This is a genomic window from Lunatibacter salilacus, assembly GCF_009797935.1.
Classification (GTDB): Bacteria; Bacteroidota; Bacteroidia; order Cytophagales; family Cyclobacteriaceae; genus Lunatibacter; species Lunatibacter salilacus.
In genome coordinates, this window is record NZ_VOLC01000012.1 from 195,775 (window position 1) to 219,398 (window position 23,624).

16 protein-coding genes and 2 tRNA genes are annotated in these 23,624 nt (G+C 42.1%); 8 read left to right on the plus strand and 10 right to left on the minus strand.

Annotated features, from left to right (window positions below):
- Positions 1-285 precede the first annotated feature (285 nt).
- The gene (locus tag FQ608_RS16855) at positions 286-528 is read left to right on the plus strand and encodes a hypothetical protein (protein WP_158859463.1); all 243 of its coding nucleotides are present in this window, start codon (positions 286-288) and stop codon (positions 526-528) included.
- A 261-nt stretch (positions 529-789) separates the two neighbouring features.
- On the opposite strand, the gene FQ608_RS16860 is transcribed toward FQ608_RS16855, so the two are convergent.
- From FQ608_RS16860 to FQ608_RS16890, 7 genes are all read right to left on the minus strand, one after another.
- A complete protein-coding gene (locus tag FQ608_RS16860) occupies positions 790-1,146 on the minus strand; it encodes a hypothetical protein (protein ID WP_158859465.1) in 357 nt (118 codons plus the stop codon).
- Between the two features lie 312 nt (positions 1,147-1,458).
- The gene (locus FQ608_RS16865) at positions 1,459-2,643 is read right to left on the minus strand and encodes a class I SAM-dependent rRNA methyltransferase (RefSeq protein WP_158859467.1); all 1,185 of its coding nucleotides are present in this window, start codon (positions 2,641-2,643) and stop codon (positions 1,459-1,461) included.
- Complete coding sequence (locus FQ608_RS16870; protein WP_158859469.1) at positions 2,627-4,021, minus strand: sodium:solute symporter family protein; 1,395 nt, start codon at positions 4,019-4,021, stop codon at positions 2,627-2,629. The genes FQ608_RS16865 and FQ608_RS16870 overlap by 17 nt, the downstream gene beginning before the upstream one ends.
- A gap of 15 nt (positions 4,022-4,036) precedes the next feature.
- Positions 4,037-5,653 (minus strand): ABC-F family ATP-binding cassette domain-containing protein, encoded by a 1,617-nt coding sequence (locus tag FQ608_RS16875; protein WP_158859471.1) that lies wholly within the window; start codon positions 5,651-5,653, stop codon positions 4,037-4,039.
- Positions 5,654-5,855: 202 nt separating this feature from the next.
- Positions 5,856-7,091 carry a multidrug effflux MFS transporter gene (locus tag FQ608_RS16880; protein ID WP_158859473.1) on the minus strand — a complete coding sequence of 412 codons (1,236 nt, stop codon included), beginning with the start codon at positions 7,089-7,091 and terminating at the stop codon, positions 5,856-5,858.
- A 413-nt stretch (positions 7,092-7,504) separates the two neighbouring features.
- Positions 7,505-7,576: transfer RNA gene (locus FQ608_RS16885), tRNA-Glu, on the minus strand.
- A 24-nt stretch (positions 7,577-7,600) separates the two neighbouring features.
- Positions 7,601-7,672: transfer RNA gene (locus FQ608_RS16890), tRNA-Glu, on the minus strand.
- Positions 7,673-7,927: 255 nt separating this feature from the next.
- Between FQ608_RS16890 and FQ608_RS16895 the strand changes: the two genes are divergently transcribed.
- The 4 genes from FQ608_RS16895 (at position 7,928) to FQ608_RS16910 (ending at position 11,050) form a co-directional block, all read left to right on the plus strand.
- Entirely contained in the window at positions 7,928-8,587 is a 660-nt protein-coding gene (locus FQ608_RS16895) for a peroxiredoxin (RefSeq protein WP_262885517.1), read from the plus strand.
- A 142-nt stretch (positions 8,588-8,729) separates the two neighbouring features.
- Complete coding sequence (locus FQ608_RS16900; protein WP_158859476.1) at positions 8,730-9,815, plus strand: 3-oxoacyl-ACP synthase III family protein; 1,086 nt, start codon at positions 8,730-8,732, stop codon at positions 9,813-9,815.
- A 42-nt stretch (positions 9,816-9,857) separates the two neighbouring features.
- On the plus strand, positions 9,858-10,694 hold the full coding sequence (locus tag FQ608_RS16905) for an amidohydrolase family protein (protein ID WP_158859478.1): 837 nt from the start codon (positions 9,858-9,860) through the stop codon (positions 10,692-10,694).
- 14 nt (positions 10,695-10,708) lie between these two features.
- Entirely contained in the window at positions 10,709-11,050 is a 342-nt protein-coding gene (locus FQ608_RS16910; protein WP_158859479.1) for an L-rhamnose mutarotase, read from the plus strand.
- Between the two features lie 667 nt (positions 11,051-11,717).
- On the opposite strand, the gene FQ608_RS16915 is transcribed toward FQ608_RS16910, so the two are convergent.
- From FQ608_RS16915 to FQ608_RS16925, 3 genes are read right to left on the minus strand one after another with little or no spacing between them, the layout of a single operon-like run.
- Positions 11,718-13,085 (minus strand): NAD(P)(+) transhydrogenase (Re/Si-specific) subunit beta, encoded by a 1,368-nt coding sequence (locus tag FQ608_RS16915; protein ID WP_158859481.1) that lies wholly within the window; start codon positions 13,083-13,085, stop codon positions 11,718-11,720.
- Positions 13,086-13,090: 5 nt separating this feature from the next.
- Positions 13,091-13,408, minus strand: a complete 318-nt coding sequence (locus FQ608_RS16920; RefSeq protein WP_158859483.1) for an NAD(P) transhydrogenase subunit alpha — start codon at positions 13,406-13,408, stop codon at positions 13,091-13,093.
- Between the two features lie 2 nt (positions 13,409-13,410).
- On the minus strand, positions 13,411-14,523 hold the full coding sequence (locus FQ608_RS16925; RefSeq protein WP_158859485.1) for a Re/Si-specific NAD(P)(+) transhydrogenase subunit alpha: 1,113 nt from the start codon (positions 14,521-14,523) through the stop codon (positions 13,411-13,413).
- A 525-nt stretch (positions 14,524-15,048) separates the two neighbouring features.
- On the opposite strand from FQ608_RS16925, the gene FQ608_RS16930 reads away from it, so the two are divergent.
- The 3 genes from FQ608_RS16930 (at position 15,049) to FQ608_RS16940 (ending at position 23,488) form a co-directional block, all read left to right on the plus strand.
- Complete coding sequence (locus FQ608_RS16930) at positions 15,049-16,413, plus strand: AGE family epimerase/isomerase (protein WP_158859487.1); 1,365 nt, start codon at positions 15,049-15,051, stop codon at positions 16,411-16,413.
- A 152-nt stretch (positions 16,414-16,565) separates the two neighbouring features.
- Positions 16,566-19,991, plus strand: coding sequence for a HEAT repeat domain-containing protein (locus FQ608_RS16935; protein ID WP_158859489.1), 3,426 nt, complete (start codon positions 16,566-16,568; stop codon positions 19,989-19,991).
- 83 nt (positions 19,992-20,074) lie between these two features.
- Positions 20,075-23,488 carry a HEAT repeat domain-containing protein gene (locus FQ608_RS16940; protein ID WP_158859491.1) on the plus strand — a complete coding sequence of 1,138 codons (3,414 nt, stop codon included), beginning with the start codon at positions 20,075-20,077 and terminating at the stop codon, positions 23,486-23,488.
- The last annotated feature ends 136 nt before the right edge of the window (positions 23,489-23,624 follow it).

Genomic DNA, 23,624 nt, shown 5'->3' on the forward strand with positions numbered 1-23,624 from the left:
AGTACTATGTTCAACATTGTTCGAGATCGGGATTTATCGTAGAAGAAAAAATCATAGTCTGTCGGAAAAAGATAGTTCATGAACGAAATTTGAATATCAGAATAGATTCATATCGAATGACCGAACTTGAAGCTGCCGGACACTTCAATAGTCCCAGGCGGAATCTGGGGTCATCGTTTCAATCATACTTCATAACCCATAACTACCTCAATAACCTAAAAACACAAGTACCAAATAGGAAAGGAGACTAATTTTTTGGATATTTAGATTCAAAATTAATATAAAATGGAGAAAATTGATAATATCAGAAATGGATTAATTGATAAAATTTTATCGATAAAAAATAGAGATTTCTTGGAAGCACTTGATAAACTGGTTTCTTCGAGTTCGTCTGAATCTGAAGTCATTGAATTGTCTAACGAGCAAAAAGTAATGCTGGAAATGAGCGAGCAGGACATCCAAAACGGAAAACTGATTTCCCAAGAAGCGATGGAGAAAAGAAACATGGAATGGCTAAACGAATTATAATTTGGACTAGGACTGCCGATATCCATTTTGTTGGAATTTTAGAATATTGGGTTAGGAGAAATAAATCTAACACCTACTCAAAAAAACTTTTGAAAATGGTTTCCGAAAGGACAAAGCAAATCGCAGAGAAACCCTATAGAATTTTTGGCTCTCCTGATTTTGAAAACCAAAGAAGACAACAACAATTATTGTTGCTACGATTAAGTAAAGAAAATTTCTCATACGTCTGGTTTTTTTATTAAAAAAATGGTTTAAAGTAACTTATTCTTCTACATTTAAAATGGTAATCCACGGATAGGTTGGCCCTAAATGTGTACATGGACTCAATTCTTCATCTTTGGTCTTTCTTGCGGTAACCTTTAAAATCTTTCCAGGTTGATTGTATTTCATATCGAGATTATAGGCATAAAACCTCAGCCATTCTGATGTTCCTGTTATGACATCAATTCCGCTTTGGTCATCCTGTTCAAAATCAATAACCAGTAGTGACCCACAGTCGATACCTTTGCCTACTACAGTTACCTGAAAAACTCCGCTGTTGTTAGGTTCTTCGTCACGTGTACATCCTATCCCCGACATCAATAAGCACAATAGGATCAGTTTAATTGATGATTTCATAATTTTGGGTAATGTAAATAGATCTTCGTTTTGAATTAGTTATTGATGAAAAGGTTATGAATAAAATTACTTCCTGTGATTTTTTGGCTAGAGCATATAGCCGCAGCCTGTTTATTCTTAATGAAACCGTACTATATTTCTATAGACGTAAAAAGACCAAAAGAATGTCCTGTTTAGCATATACTTTTTTTTGCCGAATTACCCCAATTGGGGTATGAGGGGAAAATATTGTTCATGACTGAAATTTGAATATCAGAACAGGTTTATATTGAATGGACGACCGTGAAACCGTAGAACTCCGAATTAAGAACACTACTCCACATAAACCACCAACCCTTTCAGATAAGCGGTCTCTTGGTGGAAAATATTGATGGGGTGGTCGGCAGGTTGGGTCAGTTGGTGTAGTATGCGGATGGCTCTGTTCGCTTCTAAAGCTGCTGCCGTAATGGTATGGTTGAAAAGAACTTGGTCCACCACCTGCGAGCAGGAAAAGGTAAACAGGATGCCGCCAGCGGGAATATGTTTCATGGCGGTAGCGTTTAAGCGCTTATATGCCTGAATAGCTTTGTGCCTACTTCGAATATGCTTGGCAAAAGCCGGTGGGTCCAACACGATCACGTCAAAATCCCCTGAAATATCCTTGATGTACTGCATTACATCTGCTTCAATCCCTTTGTGCTGTGCTGATTCTGTAGGATTTAACTGCACATTTTTCGCTGTCATTTCTATAGCACTTGCCGAAATATCTACCGAGTGGACTTCTTTCGCACCTGCCTTTAATGCATAGACCGAAAACCCTCCCGAATAACAGAAAGCATTCAGTACCTTTTTTCCAAGGCTGTATGTTGAAAGTAACTGACGGTTTTCCCGCTGATCTATAAAAAATCCGGTTTTCTGGCCTTTTTCCCAGTCTATTTCAAATTGGTGTCCGTGTTCCATCACTACCTGTGTGGCAGGAGAGCCGTAAACCAGTCCGTCATTGCTTTCTTCTGATCCTTGATGCAAGGTAGCCGCACTTTTGTCATAAACCGCGGAAAGGCCATTCCCGTAAATTGCTTTAAGTGCCTGTACAATAACCGGAATCTGTCTGTGAATTCCAATCTGATGGGCTTGTATCACAGCCGTACCGTTATAAAAGTCAATAATCAATCCGGGAATAAAGTCACCTTCACCATGAAACAGACGGTAAACATTAGTTTGGGAATTGTCAGTCAGCCCAACCTTTTTTCTCAGCTCGTAAGCGGCACTGATTTTCTCTGTCCAAAATGTTTCGTCAATAGGTTTTTCCACGAATGAAATGATTCGGACCGCAATAGAACCACTTCCATAATAACCCGTGGCCAAAAATTTACCGCCCATATCAACCACATTTACGAGGTCTCCTTCAGTCAAGGTTCCCTGAGTACGGCCAATTGCACCGGAAAATATCCAATGGTGTCTGCGTTGAACGGATATTTCTTTGCCTTTTTTTAGAAAAACATTAGGATAAGGAAGCATGTAGCGGAGTTTTAGGAAAGGAGAAGGAACCAAGAACCATACCCAGCGCACTGAATCCTGTGGCAGAAAGATGTGCCGGCACGGCAAGGTCCATGGAATATAAGATGAGATATGAAAGTAAGCCAAAGGAAATCGCTAAAATCGCACCTGCGGAGGAGGACCGTTTCCAATAGAGCCCCGCTGTCAAAGGTACAAAAAGAGAAACCAAGAGCAGCATGGATGATTCGCCTATTAATTCATAGATATTGCTGCTCCAACTGGCCAAAGTTGTGGCAACTATAGCGACAAAGAGAATATTTAGCCGCAACAGCAGCAGCAATTTTTGGTCGGTTAATTTAACTTTTAAAGCAGGCTTGATAATGTTCTCACCGATAATGGCAGCCGGAGCCAGCATTACAGAGCTTGTAGTACTCATTATAGCAGAACAAAGGGCACCGAAAAATATGATTTGAATAGCCAGTCCTCCGTGCTGTAAAACCATTTCGGGGAGCAACATCTGCGGATTAGCCAAATAGAGCTCGGGATACAGTACTTTTGCCCCCAGGGCAATAAATAATGGAAACAGACCAAAAGTCAAATAAAACAATGCCGCAAGATAAAGGGATGTACGAGCGACACGCTCACTTTTGGCAGACATTACCCGTTGGTATATATCTTGGCTGGGAATGCTTCCAAGTCCAATTATCGCCCATGCACCCAGATAATTAAACCAAGCTTTAGGTTCCGGGGGAGGGAAAAACTGAAAGCTTCCTTCCGGTGCTTGGGACAGAATAGGAACGATACCTCCCGCTTTGTTTATTACCAACACAGCTACCCAGACCAGACCGATTATTATAATGAGCGTTTGAACAAAATCAGTAATGGAAATGGCCCACATACCGCCCAAAAAAGTGTAAACGACTACTATTACCGCACTGATGATAATACCCATGGTCAAACTTATCCCTGTTACGGCACCTAGTATTAGACTCAAAGCAACGAGTTGCGCGGCGACAAAGCCGAAATAGGCAGGAACCATAAATATAGCCGTGAGGAACTCCACACGCTTTCCATACAACTCAAGGAATACATCACCCAAGGTCATCAAATTCATTCTGTAAATCGGCTTCAGATAGAACAATCCAAAAAGCAGCAGGCAAAGTGCTCCACCAAATGGATCCTCCATGACCCCTAACAGTCCATGTTCCAAATACTCCGAAGAGGCCCCAAATATCGTCTCAGATCCAAACCAGGTTGCAAATAGGGCAGAGGCACTCAAAAACAGGGGAAGTTGCCTTCCCGCCAGCATAAAATCTTTCGAATTCTTTACCTTCTTGGAAGCCCATACTCCCAACAACATAGTCAAAAGGAGGTATCCGATAATCGCAAAAGCCAGCAAAGCCCCAGCCGGATTTTATTTGCTGTACATTTTATCCCGAAGTGCCTTGATTTCGGCATTTTCCAGGTACTCCTCGTAAGGCATCCTTCGATCTATGGTTCCCTTTGGTGTAAATTCTATAATCCGGTTGGCTACCGACTCAACAAAGGCGTGGTCAAAAGAGGATATCAGAACCGTTCCGTTGAAGTCTATAATGGCATTGTTAAGCGCATGTATGGATTCCAAATCCAAGTGGTTGGTAGGCTCATCCAAAACTAGAAAATTTGGGTTCTGAAGCATCATCTTAGAAATCATGCAACGGACTTTTTCCCCGCCTGACAATACCGATGCCTTTTTGAACGACTCCTCACCAGTAAATAACATTCTTCCCAGAAAAGTCCTCACGTAAGCTTCCTCTTGATTATCCGAGTATTGGGTAAGCCAATCGATGAGTTTGATATCCGTGTTAAAATGACTCGAATTGTCATTGGGTAAATAGGCTTTATTTATGGTTACTCCCCATCTGAAAGATCCTTTGGTCGGAGAAATCTCTTCCATAATGGTTTGAAAAAACTTCGTGACGGCTTGTTTGGTTTTGGAAATAAAGGCAATTTTGTCTCCTTTGTCCACCATCAGGTTGACATCTTTGAAATAGACGGTTCCTTCATCTGAAAGGCTCAGTTCTTCTGTTAGGAGGAGCTGATCTCCGGCTTCTCTTTCAGGCTTAAAAATGATACCAGGGTATTTTCTACTGGATGGCTTGATTTCGTCCACATTGAGCTTTTCAAGCATCTTTTTCCTTGCAGTTGCCTGCTTGGATTTGGCTACGTTGGCCGAAAAGCGCTCAATAAATGCCATGAGTTCTTTCCGTTTGTCTTCGGCTTTCTTATTGTGATCCGTTTTTTGCTTCGCGGCTAATTGGGAAGACTCATACCAGAAGGTATAGTTTCCGCTGTAAATATTAATCTTACCAAAATCGATATCAACAATGTGAGTTGACACCGTATCCAAGAAGTGCCTGTCGTGGGAAACTACAATTACGAGGTTTTTGAAGTTAACGAGAAAATCCTCCAACCAGTTGATGGTTTCGGCATCAAGATCGTTTGTAGGTTCATCAAGAATAAGGATGTCGGGATTGCCAAATAAGGCTTGGGCCAACAATACCCGGACTTTTTTGTCACCTGCAAGGTCTTTCATTTTTTCGTAATGCAGGTCCTCGGTCACTCCCAGACCTGAAAGAAGAGAAGCGGCATCACTTTCGGCATTCCATCCGTCCATTTCCGCAAATTCAGCCTCCAACTCCGCAGCCCTGTTACCATCTGCTTCTGAGAAGTCTTCTTTCAGATAGATGGCATCCTTCTCCGTCAGGATTTTAAACAGTTTAGAATGACCCATGATCACAGTTCTAAGTACTTCAATTTCGTTAAAGGCATTGTGATTCTGCGACAAAACGGCCATCCGCTGTCCGGGAGTTATATTTACCTGTCCAGAGGTACTGTCCATTTCTCCGGTTAAGATCTTTAGAAAAGTGGATTTTCCCGCGCCGTTCGCTCCAATGACCCCATAGCAGTTGCCGGGGGTGAATTTAAGGCTTACGTCTTCGAAAAGGGTCCTTTTACCGAATTTGAGGGAAAGATTATCTACTGAAATCATGAATGAATTGGCTCTATTATGAAATAAAATGCAAAGTTATAAAATTATACCGTTAATTAGATACGTTTTGGTCAAAACACAAATTGTCTCGGTGTTTTGTGATTTTCGATTATTCGAAAACCTGCCAGGTTTTTTTATCAGCTGCAACCTCTACGATAAAATAGCAGACACCTGGCAGGTTTAAATATTCATAAACTATCACTTAGACCTGCACCGCCAGAGATGCCCTATTTTTCAGGGCATGAAAACGTTTATTCCTAGCTTGATAGTGAAGCATCAATACAATCATGCCACCCAAAATACTGAGAAACATCATACCCACCATGGGCATGGCCGTGCCATCGTGAAGCATGCTTACTATGGCAGTTACGATCCCCCCGATAGCCATCCGCATAAATCCCATCATCGCAGAGGCACTGCCAGCCTGCTTGCTGAAGGGGCCAAGGGATAAGGCTGCCGCATTGGGTACGCTTAGTCCATGTCCTGTCAGAAATATAAATAACATGAATATAAGCGTGTACACATTGTACCAACCATTCCATGTTCCCACTACGATCAGTATGCCTAATACCAATTGATAAGACAATGCTGCAAGAACAAGTTGTCGGTTGGAGTATCTCCGAAGCAGCATGTGGTTTAATTGCGTAGAACCAATCATGGCAGTGGCTAATATTGCAAAAACCCATCCATATTGCGTTTCACTGAAGCCGTAAAGATTGATAAAGACATAGGAAGATCCTCCGATATAGGCGAACGGGGCGGCTCCGGCTATGCCGCCTACCAATATATATGTCAGAAACTGCTTATTTTTTAAAACGTTGATATATTGCCCAATTACTTGTCGGGGTCGGAGTGAGACGGATCTGTCAGGAGAGGTTCCAACTGGCAAATACCATTTGGTGAAAAGTAAAAGGATAGAAGCCAATACACCCAACACGATAAAAAGGTAATGCCAGTCCATTTGGGTGGCCAAATACCCCCCGACGGTGGGAGCTATCATGGGAGACACCGCAATCACCAACGTTAGCATGGCAAATGCTTGGGCAATTTTGTTTATGGGGAAAATGTCCCTAACCAATGCCTGTGCGGCTACCATGCCTGCACAGCCTCCAATCGCCTGCAAAAACCGCATCCAGATAAGGGCATCAATGGTTTTCGTCATTGCACATCCAAAAGAAGCAATAATATAGATGACTAGCCCCGCGTAAAGCGGTTTTTTCCTCCCATACTTATCGAGTAGGGGGCCGTAAAACAACTGGCCAATGGCAATGCCTATTAGGTAACTGGTAAGAGAAAGCTGAACTGTTGAGATATCGGTATTTAAGCTCTCCGCAATTGAAGGAAAAGCCGGCAAATACATGTCGACGGAAAATGGACTGATGGTGCTCAATGCGCCCAAAATCAAAATCAGGCCAAACCGGCTTTTTATGGGAATCATACTTGCCTTAAATAGTTCAAAACGGAATAAAGACGAAAACAGAACCCAACAGGGAATAGTTCTCATTTTACTTTTTAAAAACACATGATTCCTGATGAATTACTTGTTGATAAAAAAGAAGGTGAGAACTACAAAAAAGTAGAGGAATTGGTTTAAATCGCTTATTTCTAGGTTTACATGGGTTACTATAATATCAATATCCGTAGTAAGTTGGTACAAACCATGAAGAAAAACCTTCAGGTTTCACCTATTAAATTTGAAAAAAAGATGGTTGTTAAAAACCTGGAAGGTTTCCGCAGTTAAGGGCATAAAAAAAAGCCCGATCAACAGACCGGGCTTTTCTATTCACTTTAACCACTAACAACCACAAACAAAATTTATTATTCCTAAAGAACAACAAACATTATTTGTTGTAGTCCGTACGGGAATCGAACCCGTGTTTTATCCGTGAAAGGGATACGTCCTAACCCCTAGACGAACGGACCGGGGAACATTTCGGAACTAATTTGTAGTCCGTACGGGAATCGAACCCGTGTTTTATCCGTGAAAGGGATACGTCCTAACCCCTAGACGAACGGACCAAATAAAGTGCTTAATTAGCCTTTTTCCGAAATGTCATGCAAAGATAGAGCCTTTCTTCCACAAACCAAAACCCAGCCAAAAAATATTTGGTGTAGGTATTCAAAGCATTGAAAGCTAATTAAAAATGTTTTAAATTGGTCTGCTGGAAACGTTTAAATTTACGAAGGTATCTTCCCTCCAATTTTAACAATTGAGAATTAAATCAATTTATAAACCAATTTACTTTAATATTTGTTTCCCCATTTAACCTATAGATTAATCAACAAACTTCAAAAACTATGTCACTACGATTAGGAGATATTGCCCCAGACTTTACCGCAGAAACTACGGTGGGTACCATTACATTTCATGAATATTTGGGAGACAGCTGGGGGATATTGTTTTCCCATCCGGCAGATTATACTCCAGTTTGTACAACCGAACTTGGAGCGGCCGCTAAGTTAAAAGCAGAGTTTGACAAAAGAAATGTCAAAATGATTGCGTTGAGCGTTGACGGTATAGAGAGCCATCATTCTTGGATAAAGGATATCAACGAAACACAGCATACGGAAGTGAACTTCCCTATCATTGCGGATGAGGATAGAAAAGTTGCCGAACTGTACGACATGATCCATCCCAATGCGAATGAAAATTTCACCGTACGTTCCGTTTTCATCATTGGCAATGACAAAAAAGTCAAATTAATCATTACCTATCCAGCAAGTACCGGAAGGAATTTCGATGAACTACTTCGGGTTATTGATTCTTTGCAGCTAACGGCAAACTACTCAGTGGCCACACCGGCCAATTGGAAAAATGGAGAAGATGTAGTTATCGCTCCAGCAATAAAAAACGAAGACATTCCAAAAAAATTCCCCAAAGGGCATAAGGAAATAAAGCCCTATTTGAGGACTACCCCTCAACCAAATCTGTAAAAGGAAAAAAAGCGGTTCAAAACCGCTTTTTTTTTTCTCATAAAGCGAATAAAATAATTTGTTCTTAGTTGATGTATATGTTTTTATTTAAATTTACCCGATAAGCCTTAATAAATCCCTTTTATAAATTTAAATGTAATCTATGGAGCAGTTGGTACGTACCGTGGTGACCGGTTCGGGAAGTTATATTCCTGAAAAAGTAGTTAAAAATGACGATTTTTTAACAAAAGAGTTTTTCGACAGTTCTGGAGTGAGGTTGGCAAAACCGAATTCTGAAATCGTTAAAACACTTCAAAAGATCACAGAAATTAGCGAGAGGAGGTACATTGCGGATGATCAGGTGACTTCAGATATGGGATATTACGCCGCGCTTGAGGCAATTCAATCCGCTAAAATTGACCCGGAAACCTTGGATTACATTATCGTAGCCCACAATTTTGGAGACCTCCGTAAGGATAATATTAAGGTTGATATGTGTCCACCAATTGCTTCTAGGATTAAGCATAAGCTAAAAATTTCCAATCCTTACACGGTTGCTTATGATTTGCCTTTTGGCTGTCCAGGGTGGGTACAGGGTGTCATACAGGCAGACTATTATATCCGATCTGGGGATGCAAAGAGAATTCTGGTAATAGGAGCTGAAACTTTATCCCGAATATCAGATCCCCATGATATCGATTCAATGATTTTCTCTGATGGGGCAGGAGCCGTGGTGGTGGAAGCTAGAGAGAGTAATGAAAAAGTAGGATTGATCAAACATATCACCAGGTCCGACACCTTGGAGCAGTCGCATTTTTTGGAAATGAAACCTTCCTACAATCCTGATTTTGCAGACAATACGCTTTTTTTGAAAATGAACGGAAGAAAGTTATATGAATACGCTATAAAAACTGTCCCTCAGACGCTCAAAGATTGTCTGGATAAAGCGCAAATTCCATTATCATCCATCAAAAAAGTTCTGATCCATCAGGCCAACGCAAAAATGGATTACAATATCCTTGAAAGGCTATTTAGCCTTTATGGTGAGAGCGACATTCCTGAGGGAATTATGCCCATGTCTATAGGATTTTTGGGAAATAATTCGGTGGCTACCGTACCTATCCTATATGATTTGATCGTGAAAGGTAAATTGGACGACCATCATTTTCAACCGGGCGATTATCTTCTGTTTGCATCTGTCGGTGCCGGAATGAATTTAAATGCCTTTGTCTATCGGGTTCCGGATTGATAACCTATTCATGAAAGTCAAGTAGATGATATGCATCCTTCAATGAAGATTATTGATTCCCATCAACATTTCTGGAAGTATGATCCCGAGCAATTCCCGTGGATTACAGATAGCTTGTATAAGCTAAAGCGGGATTTTTTACCATCTGAATTGAGAAAAGTTTACGCTGAAAACAAAATCGCCGGCTGTATAGCAGTGCAGGCAGCTCAAACAGTAGAAGAAACCCGGTATTTATTGGAATTGGCTGAAAATAACGAATTCATAAAGGGAGTTGTGGGATGGATTGATTTGAGGGCTGCATCATTAAAGGAGGAGCTTAGGGAGTTTGCATCTTTTGAAAAATTGAAAGGGTTCCGGCATATTTTGCAGGATGAGGCAGATCCAAATTTTATCAGTCACCCAGATTTTCAGCGGGGATTGGAAATTATATTTGAGGTTGGGTATACCTACGATATACTGGTATTTCCAAACCAATTGAAAGGAGCTTTGGATACGGCTAGCCGTTTTACAAATGCCTCTTTTGTTATTGACCATTTGGCTAAACCTGATATCAAGCACCAATCAATCAGTGATTGGAAAGAACTGATGCATGAATTTAAGGATTTACCCAACGTTTACTGCAAACTGTCGGGAATGGTAACGGAAAATGATTGGAGGAACTGGAAATTGGAGGACTTTTTTCCTTATCTGGATGTAATGATGGATGTTTTTGGGCAGGACAGGCTTATGTTTGGTTCAGATTGGCCGGTATGCTTGTTAGCAGCGTCTTACGGAGAGGTAAAGGGTGTCCTTGAAGCCTACCTTGCGGATTTTCCCGAGGAAGTACAAACTAAAATTTGGTCCGAAAATGCAATTAAGTTTTATAAAATAAAGGACTGACATAAATCAATTTTATGGAAAACCGTCGATTTTGCTTGGCACTGGATTTGAAAGATGACAGCGAAACCATCGCAGCCTACATCCACCATCATAGACAGGTATCTTCAGAAATCGTCAAAAGTATCAAAGATGCGGATGTAACGGTCATGGATATTTATCTGACAGGGAATCGGTTATTTATGATTATGGAAGTGGGTGATACGTTTGATTTTGACAAAAAAGCCCAAATGGATGCAGAAAATCCAGCTGTTCAGGCATGGGAGAATTTGATGTCCAGCTTACAGCAGCCCTTGCCATGGTCTAAGCCTGGGGAAAAGTGGATTGTAATGGAGAGGATATTTAGTTTAAACGGTTGATGGGTTGATAGGTTAATGAGTTATTAGGTTACTGGTTATTGGGTTATTGAATTTCAGACTGAATATTGACTCCTAGCCCTGTGATGGAGGGGATATTTTGCTTTAATGGGTGATAGGTTAATGAGTTATTAGGTTACTGGTTATTGGGTTAATTACGAGTTATGAATTACTAATTACGAAAATTGGCGATGGATAAATCGGCAGTAGTCTAATGTCAACTAATTTCACAACCTATGTGAACTATACGCACTATGTGGTCTAAAAAACTAATTACTTGGCTTGATTTGACATTTATAATTCACCTAAAAGTTGGAGGGGATATTTAGGTTGAATGGTTGATGAGTCGATAGGTTGATGAATTTTTGGTTAATGGGTATTAGGTTACTGGGTTATTGGGTTAATTACGAATCACGAACATTGACGATGGATAAATCAACAATAGTCTAATCTCCGCATAAATTTCTCAATCTATGTGAACTATATGCACTATGTGGTTAAAAAATTATTTCAATTCATGACGGCATATTTTATATATCCGTCTTTAATTAAGTTGGTTTTTGAGTGTTATAATTGACTTCAGCAAATTTCAACTTAATCAAACAAAAAAACCAGATAGGAAATTGCTCCTATCTGGTTTTTTTAGATTAATTGAAATCCCTGAAAGGATTTACATATTTTTCACTTCCGTAACTAATCCTGTCAATACTTTTTTGGCATCTCCAAAGAGCATACGGGTTTTTGGATCGAAGAAGAGCGCATTTTCGATACCTGCATAACCTGAGGCCATTCCCCGCTTTATCACAATGACATTCGTGGCTCTATTAACCTCCAGTATAGGCATTCCGTAAATTGGGCTTGAGGGGTCATCGTTAGCTGCTGGGTTGACTACGTCATTAGCACCAATAACCATAACTACATCCGTGTTAGGGAACTTTTCGTTGATATCGTCCATTTCGATCAATTTTTCATAGGAGACGTCAGACTCAGCCAAAAGGACATTCATATGTCCGGGCATTCGTCCTGCTACGGGATGTATACCGTACAATACCTCTACGCCTTTTTCTTCCAATGCCTTTTCGAGATCATGTACGGCATGCTGAGCCTGTGCCACTGCCAAGCCGTAACCGGGAACAACCACTACACGCTTGGCATAGGAGAGAAGAATGGAAGAATCATATAAGTTAATTTCCTTGGCAACCTGATCCCCATTATCCCCACCTACAGGACCGCCAGCAGAACCACCAAACGAAGTAAAGAGAATATTGGCTACGGATCTATTCATCGCTTTAGCCATTAACAGCGTCAACAACAGTCCCGCAGAGCCTACCAAGATACCACCCATCAGCATTACCTTGTTGTCGTATAACAGACCGGTCGTTGCCGCAGTGACTCCGGTAAGGGCATTGAGTAAAGAGATTACCACTGGCATATCTGCACCACCAATAGGATAAACGAAAGCCAACCCATAAATTAGGGAAATAAGAACAATGACATACACAAGGGTTGGTTGCGGTTCTCCCGATTGGAGAACATATACTGATACGGCGATGGCTACTGCCAACAAAACAAAAGCCAGGATTTTGTTAATTTGTATATCCTTGATGACGCCTTCCAATTTCCCCATGGCAATCAACGAACCTGAGAACGAAATGGATCCGATGATCAAACTAGCCATCAATACAGCCCCTTTTCCAATTTCGTCTACGGCAAGATCCCCGTATTCTACAAGACCAATCAACGCAGCGGCAGCTCCTCCCATTCCGTTGAAAAAAGAAACCAGCTGGGGCATAGCGGTCATTTTTACGGATTTGGCATAATAAAGTCCGCTGCCCGTTCCTATTGCCATTGCGATAAGAATCAAGATGATGTTATTTAATCCTGGCGTTAAAAAGGTTGCCACAATGGCAAGAAGCATTCCGGCCAATGCAATAGCATTTCCCCTTCGGGCTGAGTCAGGGTGACTCATGAGTTTGATGCCTACAATAAACAAAACTACTGCTACTAAATAGCAAATATCTATAATTTGTAAAATCATGAGGTTTATTTTTTAGCAGGTTTTTTCTTAAACATTTCCAACATCCGGTTGGTGACTGTAAAGCCGCCTACAACGTTTAGCGTCGCAAGAAGTACGGCCAAAAATCCAAGTCCCAACGCAAGGTAATTATCCGGGGATGTCTTGCCCAATACCAAAATTGATCCGACGATAACTACACCTGACAACGCATTTGAACCGGACATTAAGGGAGTATGAAGGACCGTGGGTACTTTTGAAATTACCTCAATGCCTACAAAAACCGCAAGTATGAAGACATATAATGCTTCCTGATTGACTGAAATATATTGAATAATTTGTTCCATGATTATTTTTTTAAGGGTGCATAGACAATTTCTCCCCCATGGGTGATACAAGTTCCCTGAATAATTGCATCTTCAAAGTTGAGGTTGAGTTTGTCACCGTTCAATAAAAGTTTAAGCAGGTTATGTACGTTTTTACTGTACATTTTTGTGGCATCCTCCGGCATTGTAGCTGGCAATGCAGAGCTTCCGATTATGGTTACTCCCTCTACCGTTACTGTCTCATTGTCGACAGTTCCTTCGCAGTTTCCACCATTTATTGAAGCCAGATCTACTACTACCGCACCGGGTTTCATTTTCACCAACATTTCTCTTGTGATCAGAATTGGAGCTTTCCTTCCTGGAATCAGTGCTGTTGTGATCACCACATCAGATTTGACAATGGATTTCTCCAGCATTTCGGATTGCTTTTGCTTGTATTCTTCCGATTGCTCTACGGCATACCCGCCAGCAGCTTTATCTTCCACAGCGCCGGGTACGTCTACGAACTTTCCTCCCAAGCTTTCCACTTGTTCTTTTACGGATGCACGCGTGTCAAATGCCTCTACCACTGCTCCAAGTCTTTTTGCGGTGGCAATGGCCTGAAGACCAGCTACACCTGCACCGATAACCAAGACTTTTGCCGGTGCTATGGTCCCTGCCGCTGTCATCAGCATGGGGAAAAAGCGGGGTAGGTTTGCCGCTGCCAACAAAACTGCTTTGTAACCAGATACCGTACTCATGCTGGAAAGCACATCCATACTTTGAGCCCTCGAAATACGGGGAATAGCATCCATGCTTAATAAAGTGAGTCCCTGAGACGCAATTTCCTTCATTAGGTCCCGCTCGACCAAGGGTTGGTACACACCGATAATGATCTTACCGTTTCCAGCTGCAATGCGGTCTTCGGAAGTGAGCGGATTAATTTGAAAAAGCATTTCGGACTGCGATATTGTCTCCGTCCGGGACGCTATCTTAGCCCCAGCCTCCGTGTACAGTTCATCGGCCAAAAAGGCAGAAAGACCTGCATCTGTTTCGACGAGAACCTGGTTTCCAGCCCCCACGAGAGCTTTAACAGCCTCAGGGTGCATAGAAACGCGTTTTTCGGAAGTTGGTTCTTTAAGTACTCCTAAAATCATATTGGGTTGGTTATAAAGGAATGAAGAATAATATACGTCTAACGTTAAGTTTGATTTCCAAATAAAATAACGAAACCTAACCCGAACAAATCCGATCAAGTTTTCATTTTTGTACTGCAAAAAAAGCACTTTTTTATGGATAATGCAGATATACCTTTTAAAACTTTCTAAAATTGCCCGTCATGTCAACTATTTTTTATTTTTTAAAAGAATTATAGCTAGTTTGCTTTTAAATTGTAACACCCAGGCAAGTTTAATTAATTTAGTTTCTTGCGTTACCTATCACATTATGAAAAATCAACTCTTTATATTCCTGTTTTTGATGCTGCATCAGCTACCCCTTAGGGCACAAAATGAGCAATTTGATGACAGAACATTTCCATTTGCCGATTATTGGCCGGTTTTGTTAATACCTATTTTTGGGATTGTTTGGTATAGGTGGTGGAAAGCGAGGAAAAGACGTTAGGAATACTGAAAATCTAAAATTAAATTTAAGGTTCATTTATCAGTAAACCCAAAACCACTATGTCATCCGGTTCATCTAGTAAAACGCTAACTTTAGGTTTGATTTTCGTTTTTTTCAGTTCTTGTGACCACCAACAGACAGAAAATATCCGTGAAAATTATGCCGAAATATTGGAATATTCCATACAGCACGAAATGTTGAATAAATGGTATCCTTTGGCGTACGACAAAACTTATGGGGGATATATCAGTGCGTTTGAGTATGATTTCACTCCCTCGGAGAACCAACACAAGATGATTGTTTCTCAAGCACGGCACTTGTGGACCACTTCTAAGGCAGCTATGAACTATCCCGATATTGACCATTATAGGGAAGGAGCTGACCATGGATTTCTGTTTATACGGGATAAATTTTGGGATTCAGAACATGGTGGCTTTCACACGTTGCTGGACCAGGAGGGAAATGTCATCTCATCCAATCCGGATTCAAAAACTGCCTATGGAAATGCTTTTGGAATTTACGGTTTGGCCGCATACTATGAAGCGAGCGGAAATGAGGAAGCCTTGGATTTGGCTCAAAAGGCCTTTTTGTGGTTGGAAGAAAACAGTTATGATGCAGAATTTGGAGGATATTTTCAAAATCTGGCTGTCGACGGTACTCCCTTGGAGCGAAATGAAGATACACCTTCCACCTCTACCATTGGATACAAAGACCAAAACAGTTCCATTCACCTGTTGGAGGCCTTTAGCGAATTATACCATGTCTGGAAGGATCCATTGCTTAAGCGACGTTTGGAAGAACTTCTCGTTTTGATTCGCGATACCATCGTTCAGCCAGAGGGATATTTGCAATTGTTTTTGTATCCGGATTGGAGGCCTGTTAGTTTTCGTGATTCCTCGGAATCAATTATCCAAATGCACCATGCCATTGATCATGTTTCCTATGGCCACGATGTAGAGACTGCCTACTTGATGATGGAAGCGTCGGAAGTACTTGGCCTGGAAAATGACACAAAAACCTGGGAGATTGGAAAGAAGATGGTGGATCATGCCTTGGAATTTGGGTGGGATGATGAGGTGGGTGGTTTCTATGACGGGGGATATTATTTTAAGGGTGAATCAGAACCCAGAGTGGTTAAGGATACAAAAAACTGGTGGGCCCAAGCCGAAGGACTTAATACCTTGCTGATTTTCGCAGATCTTTATCCGGACGATCCATGGGATTATTTTTCCAAATTCGAACTGCAATGGACATATATTGATCAAAATCTTATAGACCATGAACATGGGGAATGGTACTCGGGCGGCATAGATAAGCAGCCCAACTACAAAACCAGCTCTAAAGGAAACATTTGGAAGACAGCTTATCACAATTACAGATCTCTGGCCAATTGTGTGAAAAGACTTAAGGAGCCTCAAATTTAAAGTGATACCAATCAAAGTACATTAAGTGACCTCAACCAAGAATGAGTGGGTTTAAAAAAAATTGTATTACCCTTATCCTTCTTTTCCTTATATTTCGAGCCTATTTTATATTTAAAATCACATTCAAGCTACGGCTTGAAATGCCCAAAAAAATGAGATTTAAATTAATAAAACCTATCCAAAAATTTTATTCGCCTCTATTCCAATCTGGATTAATTTTTTGGTTCATAATAGGATGCTCCTCCCAACCGGATGACCTACGCATTAAGCAAATAAATCCTGAAGAGGCCAGATCACTTGCCTCATCCGTAGAAGGCTTGGTAAATCCTGAACTTGATGAACAACTGAGCCTGAAATTATGGGCATCAGATTCATTGGTTTTTGATCCTATTTCTATTGATTTTGATGATTACGGAAGGTTATATTATAGTAGAACCATGAGGCAAAAAAATTCCGAGTTTGATATTCGGGGTCATCAGGACTGGGAAATCGAGTCAATAAGCTTAGAAACTGTTGAAGAAAAGCGCGCCTTTCTCAGAAAAACTTTAGCCCCTGAAAATAGCGACCAAAACCAATGGTTGACTGATGTCAATAAAGACGGATCGCATGATTGGCGTGATATGACCGTTGAAAAAGAACGCATTTACCGCTTGGAAGATACAAATGGGGATGGGTTAGCGGATAAGTATCAGTTGGTAGTAGAAGATTTTAACGATGAGGTGACAGATGTTGCAGGTGCGGTCATGAAGTTTGGAGATGATCTTTTTGTAGGTGTGGGACCTGACATGTGGCGAATCAAAGAAAATAGGAAGCATGGTTTGATGGAGTCAAAAACTTCCATTGCCCATGGGTTTGGTATTCATATTGGATTTGGTGGTCATGGGATGTCCGGTTTGGAAATGGGTCCTGATGGCCGGGTTTACTGGGGAATTGGCGATATTGGCTTTAATGGCACTGGTCCCGACGGAAAAGAATGGAAATATCCAAATAGGGGTGTGATTGCCCGATCCAATCCAGATGGAAGCGACTTTGAAATTTTCGCCATGGGTGTCCGAAACACCCATGAGTTTGTTTTTGACGAATTCGGCAACTTGATCACCGTTGATAATGACGGTGACCATAGGGGAGAGCGGGAACGACTTACCTATCTGGTGGATGGCTCCGATACCGGTTGGAGAACTAGCTGGCAGTTTGGAAAATATAGGGATCCGGATAACAATACCTATAAGGTATGGATGGATGAAAACATGCATACTCCAAGATCAGAAGACCAGGCTGCTTATTTTATCCCTCCAATCAGTAATTATGTAAATGGACCTACGGGCATGCTTTACAACCCCGGCACAGCCTTGGGCCCGGCATGGAAGAATACGTTTTTTGTGGCTGAATTCGTCGGAAATCCGGCCAGGTCAGGAATACACGCTTTCAAACTCAACCCAAAGGGAGCCGGATTTGAATTGGGTGAAACCAAAAAAATCATGGGAGGAATTTTGGCAACCGGTATGGATTTTGGCCCGGACGGTTCGCTTTATTTTGCGGACTGGATCAATGGCTGGGGTACAAAGGACAGTGGCCGGATATGGAAACTTGAGGACAAAGAAGGAGTAAATTGGGCTGCCCGAAAGGAAACGGCTGAGCTAATGGGCCAGGATTTCAGCTCATTTAAGTTGGAAAGGTTGTCTGAATTGCTTGGGCATGAAGATCAGCGAATAAGAAGAAAATCCCAATTTGCCCTTGTGGAGAAGGGAAATAAGGGTTTGGAAGTTTTTAAAACCCAATTGGAACAAAAGGAAAACCGCTATGCCCGTATTCATTCCATTTGGGGTATCAGTCAGGTGGCACGGAAAAAGAACTCTGAGGCATCGGTTTTAGAACCCTATTTAAAAGACAGTGACGAAGAGATTCGTGCCCAGGCGGCCAGATGGATAGGTGATGTACGTTATGCTGATGCTGGTGAAGCATTGATTCCCTTACTCAATGATAAATTTGACAGGGCTAAGTTCTTCGCTGCCGAAGCATTGGGAAGGATAGCGTACGAACCCGCTATTCAACCACTAATCAAGTTGCTAGAGACAAACAATGATGGTGACGTTTATATTCGACATGCGGGTAGTTTGGCATTGGCGCGAATTGGGAAAGTTGAGCCTTTAGTTGCCCTAGCTGACCATACTTCGAGAGCGGTGCGCATAAGTGCGGTCTTGGCACTTCGAAGAATGGAATCTCCTGAGATTTCCGTATTCCTCAGGGATAAGGATGAGTATGTCGTTGCCGAAGCGGCCAGAGCCATCAATGATGATTTTTCAATCCCCGACGCCTTACCAGCTCTTGGCAATACGCTTGCTGAAACCCGCTTTACATCAGAGCCACTTGTTCGAAGAGCAATAAATGCCAACCTACGTGTTGGTACTACTCAGTCCATGCAAAATCTGATCGCCTATGTGCAGCAGGAAAATGCACCAATTGCGATGCGTGTAGAAGCCATGCAAGCCCTTAGTACCTGGTCCAAACCTTCGGTGTTGGATCGGGTAGATGGGCGTAATAGAGGAAAAATAGAACGTGACCCTCTAGAAATCCGACAAGCTTCCACTGAAACTCTAATGAAGCTACTTGAGAACCAGGAGTCAGCAATTCGGCTTTCGGCAGTGAATGCATTGGGGAAGCTGGAAATTGTTAGTTCAGGAGATAGACTTTACGGACTTTTGGAATCTGACCGAGATGCTGACGTTAGGGAGGCTTCTTTGCGTGCATTGGCTAACCTGAAATGGGAGGGTAAAAACAAGGCCATAGAGCTTGCCTTGAAGGATAGAGAAAAAAATGTCCGTGTGGCTGGTTTGGATTTGCTGGAAAAGCTAAATATTTCCGGTGATCTGATGGCGACTTTACTCTCTGATGTAATAAATAAACAGACGGTCGAGGAGAGGCAAGCGGCATTAATTACCTTGGGTAAAGTCCCTATAGAACATTCAGGACCTGTTTTTTCGGGATTATTGGATCAAATGGAAAGGGGCAGGTTGTCTCCAGATATAGAACTGGAGCTTATAGAAGCGTTGGATTCCGCGGGATCTTCCGAATTGAAGGAAAGGTATTTAGCCATACAGGCAAAACTTACTCCCGATGAGTTATTGGCCTCCTATAGAGGAAGCATGTATGGGGGAGACAGTCGCCGGGGAAGAAGCATCTTTTTCCAACACCAAACCGGACAGTGTATCCGTTGCCATGCTTATGATGATATCGGTGGAAATGCGGGACCTAGGATGAATGGAATTGGTAAAATTCTTTCCAGAGAAGAACTTCTTGAAGCCTTGATTGATCCAAGTAAACGGTTGGCTCCGGGGTTTGGAGTGGTTACTTTGACGTTAAATGATGGGGAAACCATGTCTGGTGTTTTGGCAAAGGAAACATCGTCCAGTTTGTTTGTGAAAATGGGCAACAACCCCGATGCAGAAGTCAAAAAAAGCTCAATTAAGGAAACTAAAATGGCACCTTCAAGTATGCCGGATATGAAGGGATTGCTCTCTCGAAGGGAGATCCGGGATCTAGTCAGCTTTTTGGCCACTCTGACGGAGATTGATGAATAAATCTCGGAATTTTTGTTTGGACTTTATCATCAAATAAATAATTGAGAAAACAGATGCCCAAGTTGGCTTGTTTATTTACAAATATGAATCGTAAGAAAGTAGAAATTACACGAAAACCTTTCCAAAACCTGACGGGTTTGCTTATTTTTTTCATCGCACTAAGCGCCTGCAAACAGGAACCCGTTGATCTAAAAATTAAGACCCTGTCATTGGAAGATGCCCGCGTACAAGCTGCTACGGTGGAATCTATGGTAAAGCCTGAGCTTCATGAGGACTTTCAACTCAGTGTTTGGGCTACCGATTCCTTGGTGGCTGACCCTATTTCCATGCGCTTTGATTCAGAAGGTAGGCTTTTCTATTCCCGAACTAACAGAAGGAAAATTTCGGAGTTTGACATACGAAGTCATCAGGATTGGGAAATACAATCCATTAAAATGCAATCAGTTGCGGATCGAAAGAGCTTTATCCATGAAGAATTAAGCCCTGAAAATAGTGCCAAGAATAAATGGTTGCCAGATATTAACGGAGATGGTTCCCACGATTGGAAGGATCTTACAGTGGAAAAGGAAAATATCTACAGACTGGAAGATACGGATGGTTCGGGGTTGGCTGATTTGGCCCAGTTGGTAGTTGAAGATTTTCACGACGAAGTTACAGATGTGGCTGGAGCAGTGCTTTTTCATGAAGGAGAACTGTTTGTCGGGGTTGCGCCCGATCTTTGGAAGCTGACTGATACTAACGGTGATGGATTAATGGATACCAAAGTTTCCCTAATGCATGGTTTTGGCGTTCATATCGGATTTGGCGGGCATAACATGTCCGGCCTAACCGTTGGTCCGGAAGGAAAAATCTATTGGGGAATAGGCGATATCGGGTTTTCAGGCACAGATGCGACCGGTAAGAAATGGCATTTTCCAAACGAAGGAGTTGTTGTTCGCTGCAATACAGACGGAAGCGATTTCGAGGTTTTTGCACATGGTGTCCGTAATACCCATGAATTTGTATTTGACGAATTCGCAAATTTGATCAGTGTGGACAATGATGGAGATCACAGTGGCGAGCGGGAAAGAATCGTGTATTTGGTGAATGGATCAGACACAGGTTGGAGGATTAACTGGCAGTTTGGCAAATACAGGGATCCGGATAACAACAATTATAAGGTGTGGATGGATGAAAACATGGCTACTCCAAATTCTCCGGATAAAGCCGCATATTATATTCCCACTATAGCAAATTATGTCAATGGTCCCACTGGTATGTTATATAACCCAGGTACAGCTCTGGGGCCTAAATGGCAAAATACATTCTTTGTAGCCGAGTTTGCCGGAAATCCTGCCAGATCTGGAATTCATGGGTTTAAATTAAAACCAAAAGGGGCCGGATTTGAGCTTGTGAAAACCGAGCAGCTTATGGGGGGGATATTGGCCACCGGAATGGATTTTGGACCTGACGGGGCGCTTTATTTTTCAGACTGGATTGATGGCTGGGTTAACAAGGGATATGGAAGAATCTGGAAAATGGATCTTACACAAGGTGCGTTTACCGCGGAACGGGAAAACACGGCGGAATTAATCCGCCAGAATTTCCATGACAAGGAAGCTGTTCAATTGGGGAAATTGTTAGGTCACGCAGATCAGCGAATTAGGAGGAAAGCCCAGTTTGCACTTGCGAAAAAAGGCAATGAAGGCGTGGTGGTTTTTAAGGAACAACTTAGCCAAAAAGAAAACAGGATGTCTAGGATTCATGCCATTTGGGGACTCTCGCAAATAGCTGGGAAGGACGAACAAGTTGGTGCCGAACTAATTCCGTTTCTAAAAGATTCTGATGAAGAAATTAGGGCTCAAGCAGCGAAATGGATCGGAGATATTCGCTTAAGTCAGGCGGGTAAAGACTTGTTATCTTTGCTGAAAGATTCAAACAGCAGGGTGAGGTTTTTTGCGGCAGAGGCATTGGGTAGAATTGAATATGCTGGTGCCGTGGATCCTCTTATTCAAATGCTTGAAGAGAACAACGACTCGGATGTATATTTGCGTCATGCCGGAAGTCTTGCACTTGCGCGGATTGGAAACGTTGCACCGATAGTGAATCTTAAGGACCATCCCTCCAAGGCGGTAAGAACAGCAGCAGTATTGGCTTTACGTAGAATGGGGCATGCCGGTGTAGCAGAATTTTTAAATGATTCGGAGGAATATATTGTAGCCGAAGCTGCCAGGGCGATTAATGACGATCTTTCAATTCCCGATGCGTTGCCTGCATTGGCCGGAATTCTAACAACTACCAAATTCAGCTCGGAACCCATCATTCGAAGGGCAATCAATGCGAATCTAAGGGTAGGAAATGAGCAATGTATGAATAATCTGATCTCGTATCTAAGCAATGCCCAAGTTCCTAAAGCCATGAAAATAGAGGCGATGGAGGCATTGGGCACTTGGGCAAAGCCGTCCGTGTTGGACCGGGTAGACGGGAGATTTAGAGGCGAAATAGAAAGAGATCCAAACCCCTTACGATTGGCATCAAAGGATGTAATTATGGAATTGCTGGCTGCTTCTGATGAGGAAATCAGAATTGCCGCAGTTAGATCAATCGCAAAACTCAATATTTCTGATGCGTCAGATCGATTGTTTGCCATGCTGGAAAAAGACCCATCGCCTGGGGTGCGGGAAGCTAGCTTGGTAGGTATCACGACCATGAAAGAAGTACCCGTGGATAAAGCGATTGAATCTGCCCTTTCAGACGCTGTCTTATCGGTGCGGGTAGCCGGATTGGGCCTTATCGAGCAACTTGAAATTTCGGAACAATTGAAAGCCAATCTATTGGCAGATGTAATAGTAAAACAAACAGTTGAAGAAAAACAAGCCGCACTACTTTCATTGGGTAAATTAGATTTAGAACAGGCCAAACCTGTATTTGAAAATGTTTTGAATCTATTGGAAGCGGAAAAACTTGCGCCGGAAATAGAATTGGAACTTATCGAAGCGCTTGAAAACCTCGACGAGCCAAGCTTAACAGCAAGATACAATGAAATTCGATCCAATCGAAGTGGAGACGACCTGCTTGCATCTTATAGCGGAAGCATGTATGGGGGAGATCCTCAACGAGGGCGAAGAATTATGTTCCAACATCCCACGGGGCAATGTATAAAATGCCATTCTTATGATGATTTTGGCGGAAATGCCGGCCCCAGATTGAATGGGATTGGAAGTCAGTTGAGCCGGAAAGAGTTGTTGGAAGCACTTATTGATCCCAGCAAACGGTTGGCACCTGGTTTTGGAGTGGTTATACTGGATTTAAAGGATGATCAGAAACTGGCTGGAATTTTAGCTGCTGAAAACAACAATAGCGTCACCGTAAAAATGGGGAATAAGCCGGATACGGTGGTTTTAAAAGAGCATATAGTCCTCCGAAATGACGCACCCTCAAGTATGCCCGACATGAAGCAGTACCTTGACCGCCGGGAGATTAGGGATTTGGTGAGTTATCTTGCTACGTTAAAATAAAACTGGTACAGTATAAAAAGGGAATGACCACTAAGGACACAAAGGAGGCACGAAGTGCAAAAGGGATGACCTCGAAGTACACAAAGAAGCAAAAAGTTATTTTTGAAGCTCTCTTTTCTAGGTGGTTAGGTTGAAA

Excerpts from the sequence above, each read along its gene's own strand:
- FQ608_RS16855 (WP_158859463.1), top strand. The coding sequence starts at position 286 with ATGGAGAAAATTGATAATATCAGAAATGGATTAATTGATAAAATTTTA.
- FQ608_RS16875 (WP_158859471.1), bottom strand. The coding sequence starts at position 5,653 with ATGATTTCAGTAGATAATCTTTCCCTCAAATTCGGTAAAAGGACCCTT.
- FQ608_RS16905 (WP_158859478.1), top strand. The coding sequence starts at position 9,858 with ATGAAGATTATTGATTCCCATCAACATTTCTGGAAGTATGATCCCGAG.
- FQ608_RS16940 (WP_158859491.1), top strand. The coding sequence starts at position 20,075 with ATGAATCGTAAGAAAGTAGAAATTACACGAAAACCTTTCCAAAACCTG.
- FQ608_RS16925 (WP_158859485.1), bottom strand. The coding sequence starts at position 14,523 with ATGATTTTAGGAGTACTTAAAGAACCAACTTCCGAAAAACGCGTTTCT.
- FQ608_RS16865 (WP_158859467.1), bottom strand. The coding sequence starts at position 2,643 with ATGCTTCCTTATCCTAATGTTTTTCTAAAAAAAGGCAAAGAAATATCC.
- FQ608_RS16910 (WP_158859479.1), top strand. The coding sequence starts at position 10,709 with ATGGAAAACCGTCGATTTTGCTTGGCACTGGATTTGAAAGATGACAGC.
- FQ608_RS16920 (WP_158859483.1), bottom strand. The coding sequence starts at position 13,408 with ATGGAACAAATTATTCAATATATTTCAGTCAATCAGGAAGCATTATAT.
- FQ608_RS16900 (WP_158859476.1), top strand. The coding sequence starts at position 8,730 with ATGGAGCAGTTGGTACGTACCGTGGTGACCGGTTCGGGAAGTTATATT.
- FQ608_RS16880 (WP_158859473.1), bottom strand. The coding sequence starts at position 7,091 with ATGATTCCCATAAAAAGCCGGTTTGGCCTGATTTTGATTTTGGGCGCA.
- FQ608_RS16935 (WP_158859489.1), top strand. The coding sequence starts at position 16,566 with ATGAGATTTAAATTAATAAAACCTATCCAAAAATTTTATTCGCCTCTA.
- FQ608_RS16930 (WP_158859487.1), top strand. The coding sequence starts at position 15,049 with ATGTCATCCGGTTCATCTAGTAAAACGCTAACTTTAGGTTTGATTTTC.
- FQ608_RS16915 (WP_158859481.1), bottom strand. The coding sequence starts at position 13,085 with ATGATTTTACAAATTATAGATATTTGCTATTTAGTAGCAGTAGTTTTG.
- FQ608_RS16860 (WP_158859465.1), bottom strand. The coding sequence starts at position 1,146 with ATGAAATCATCAATTAAACTGATCCTATTGTGCTTATTGATGTCGGGG.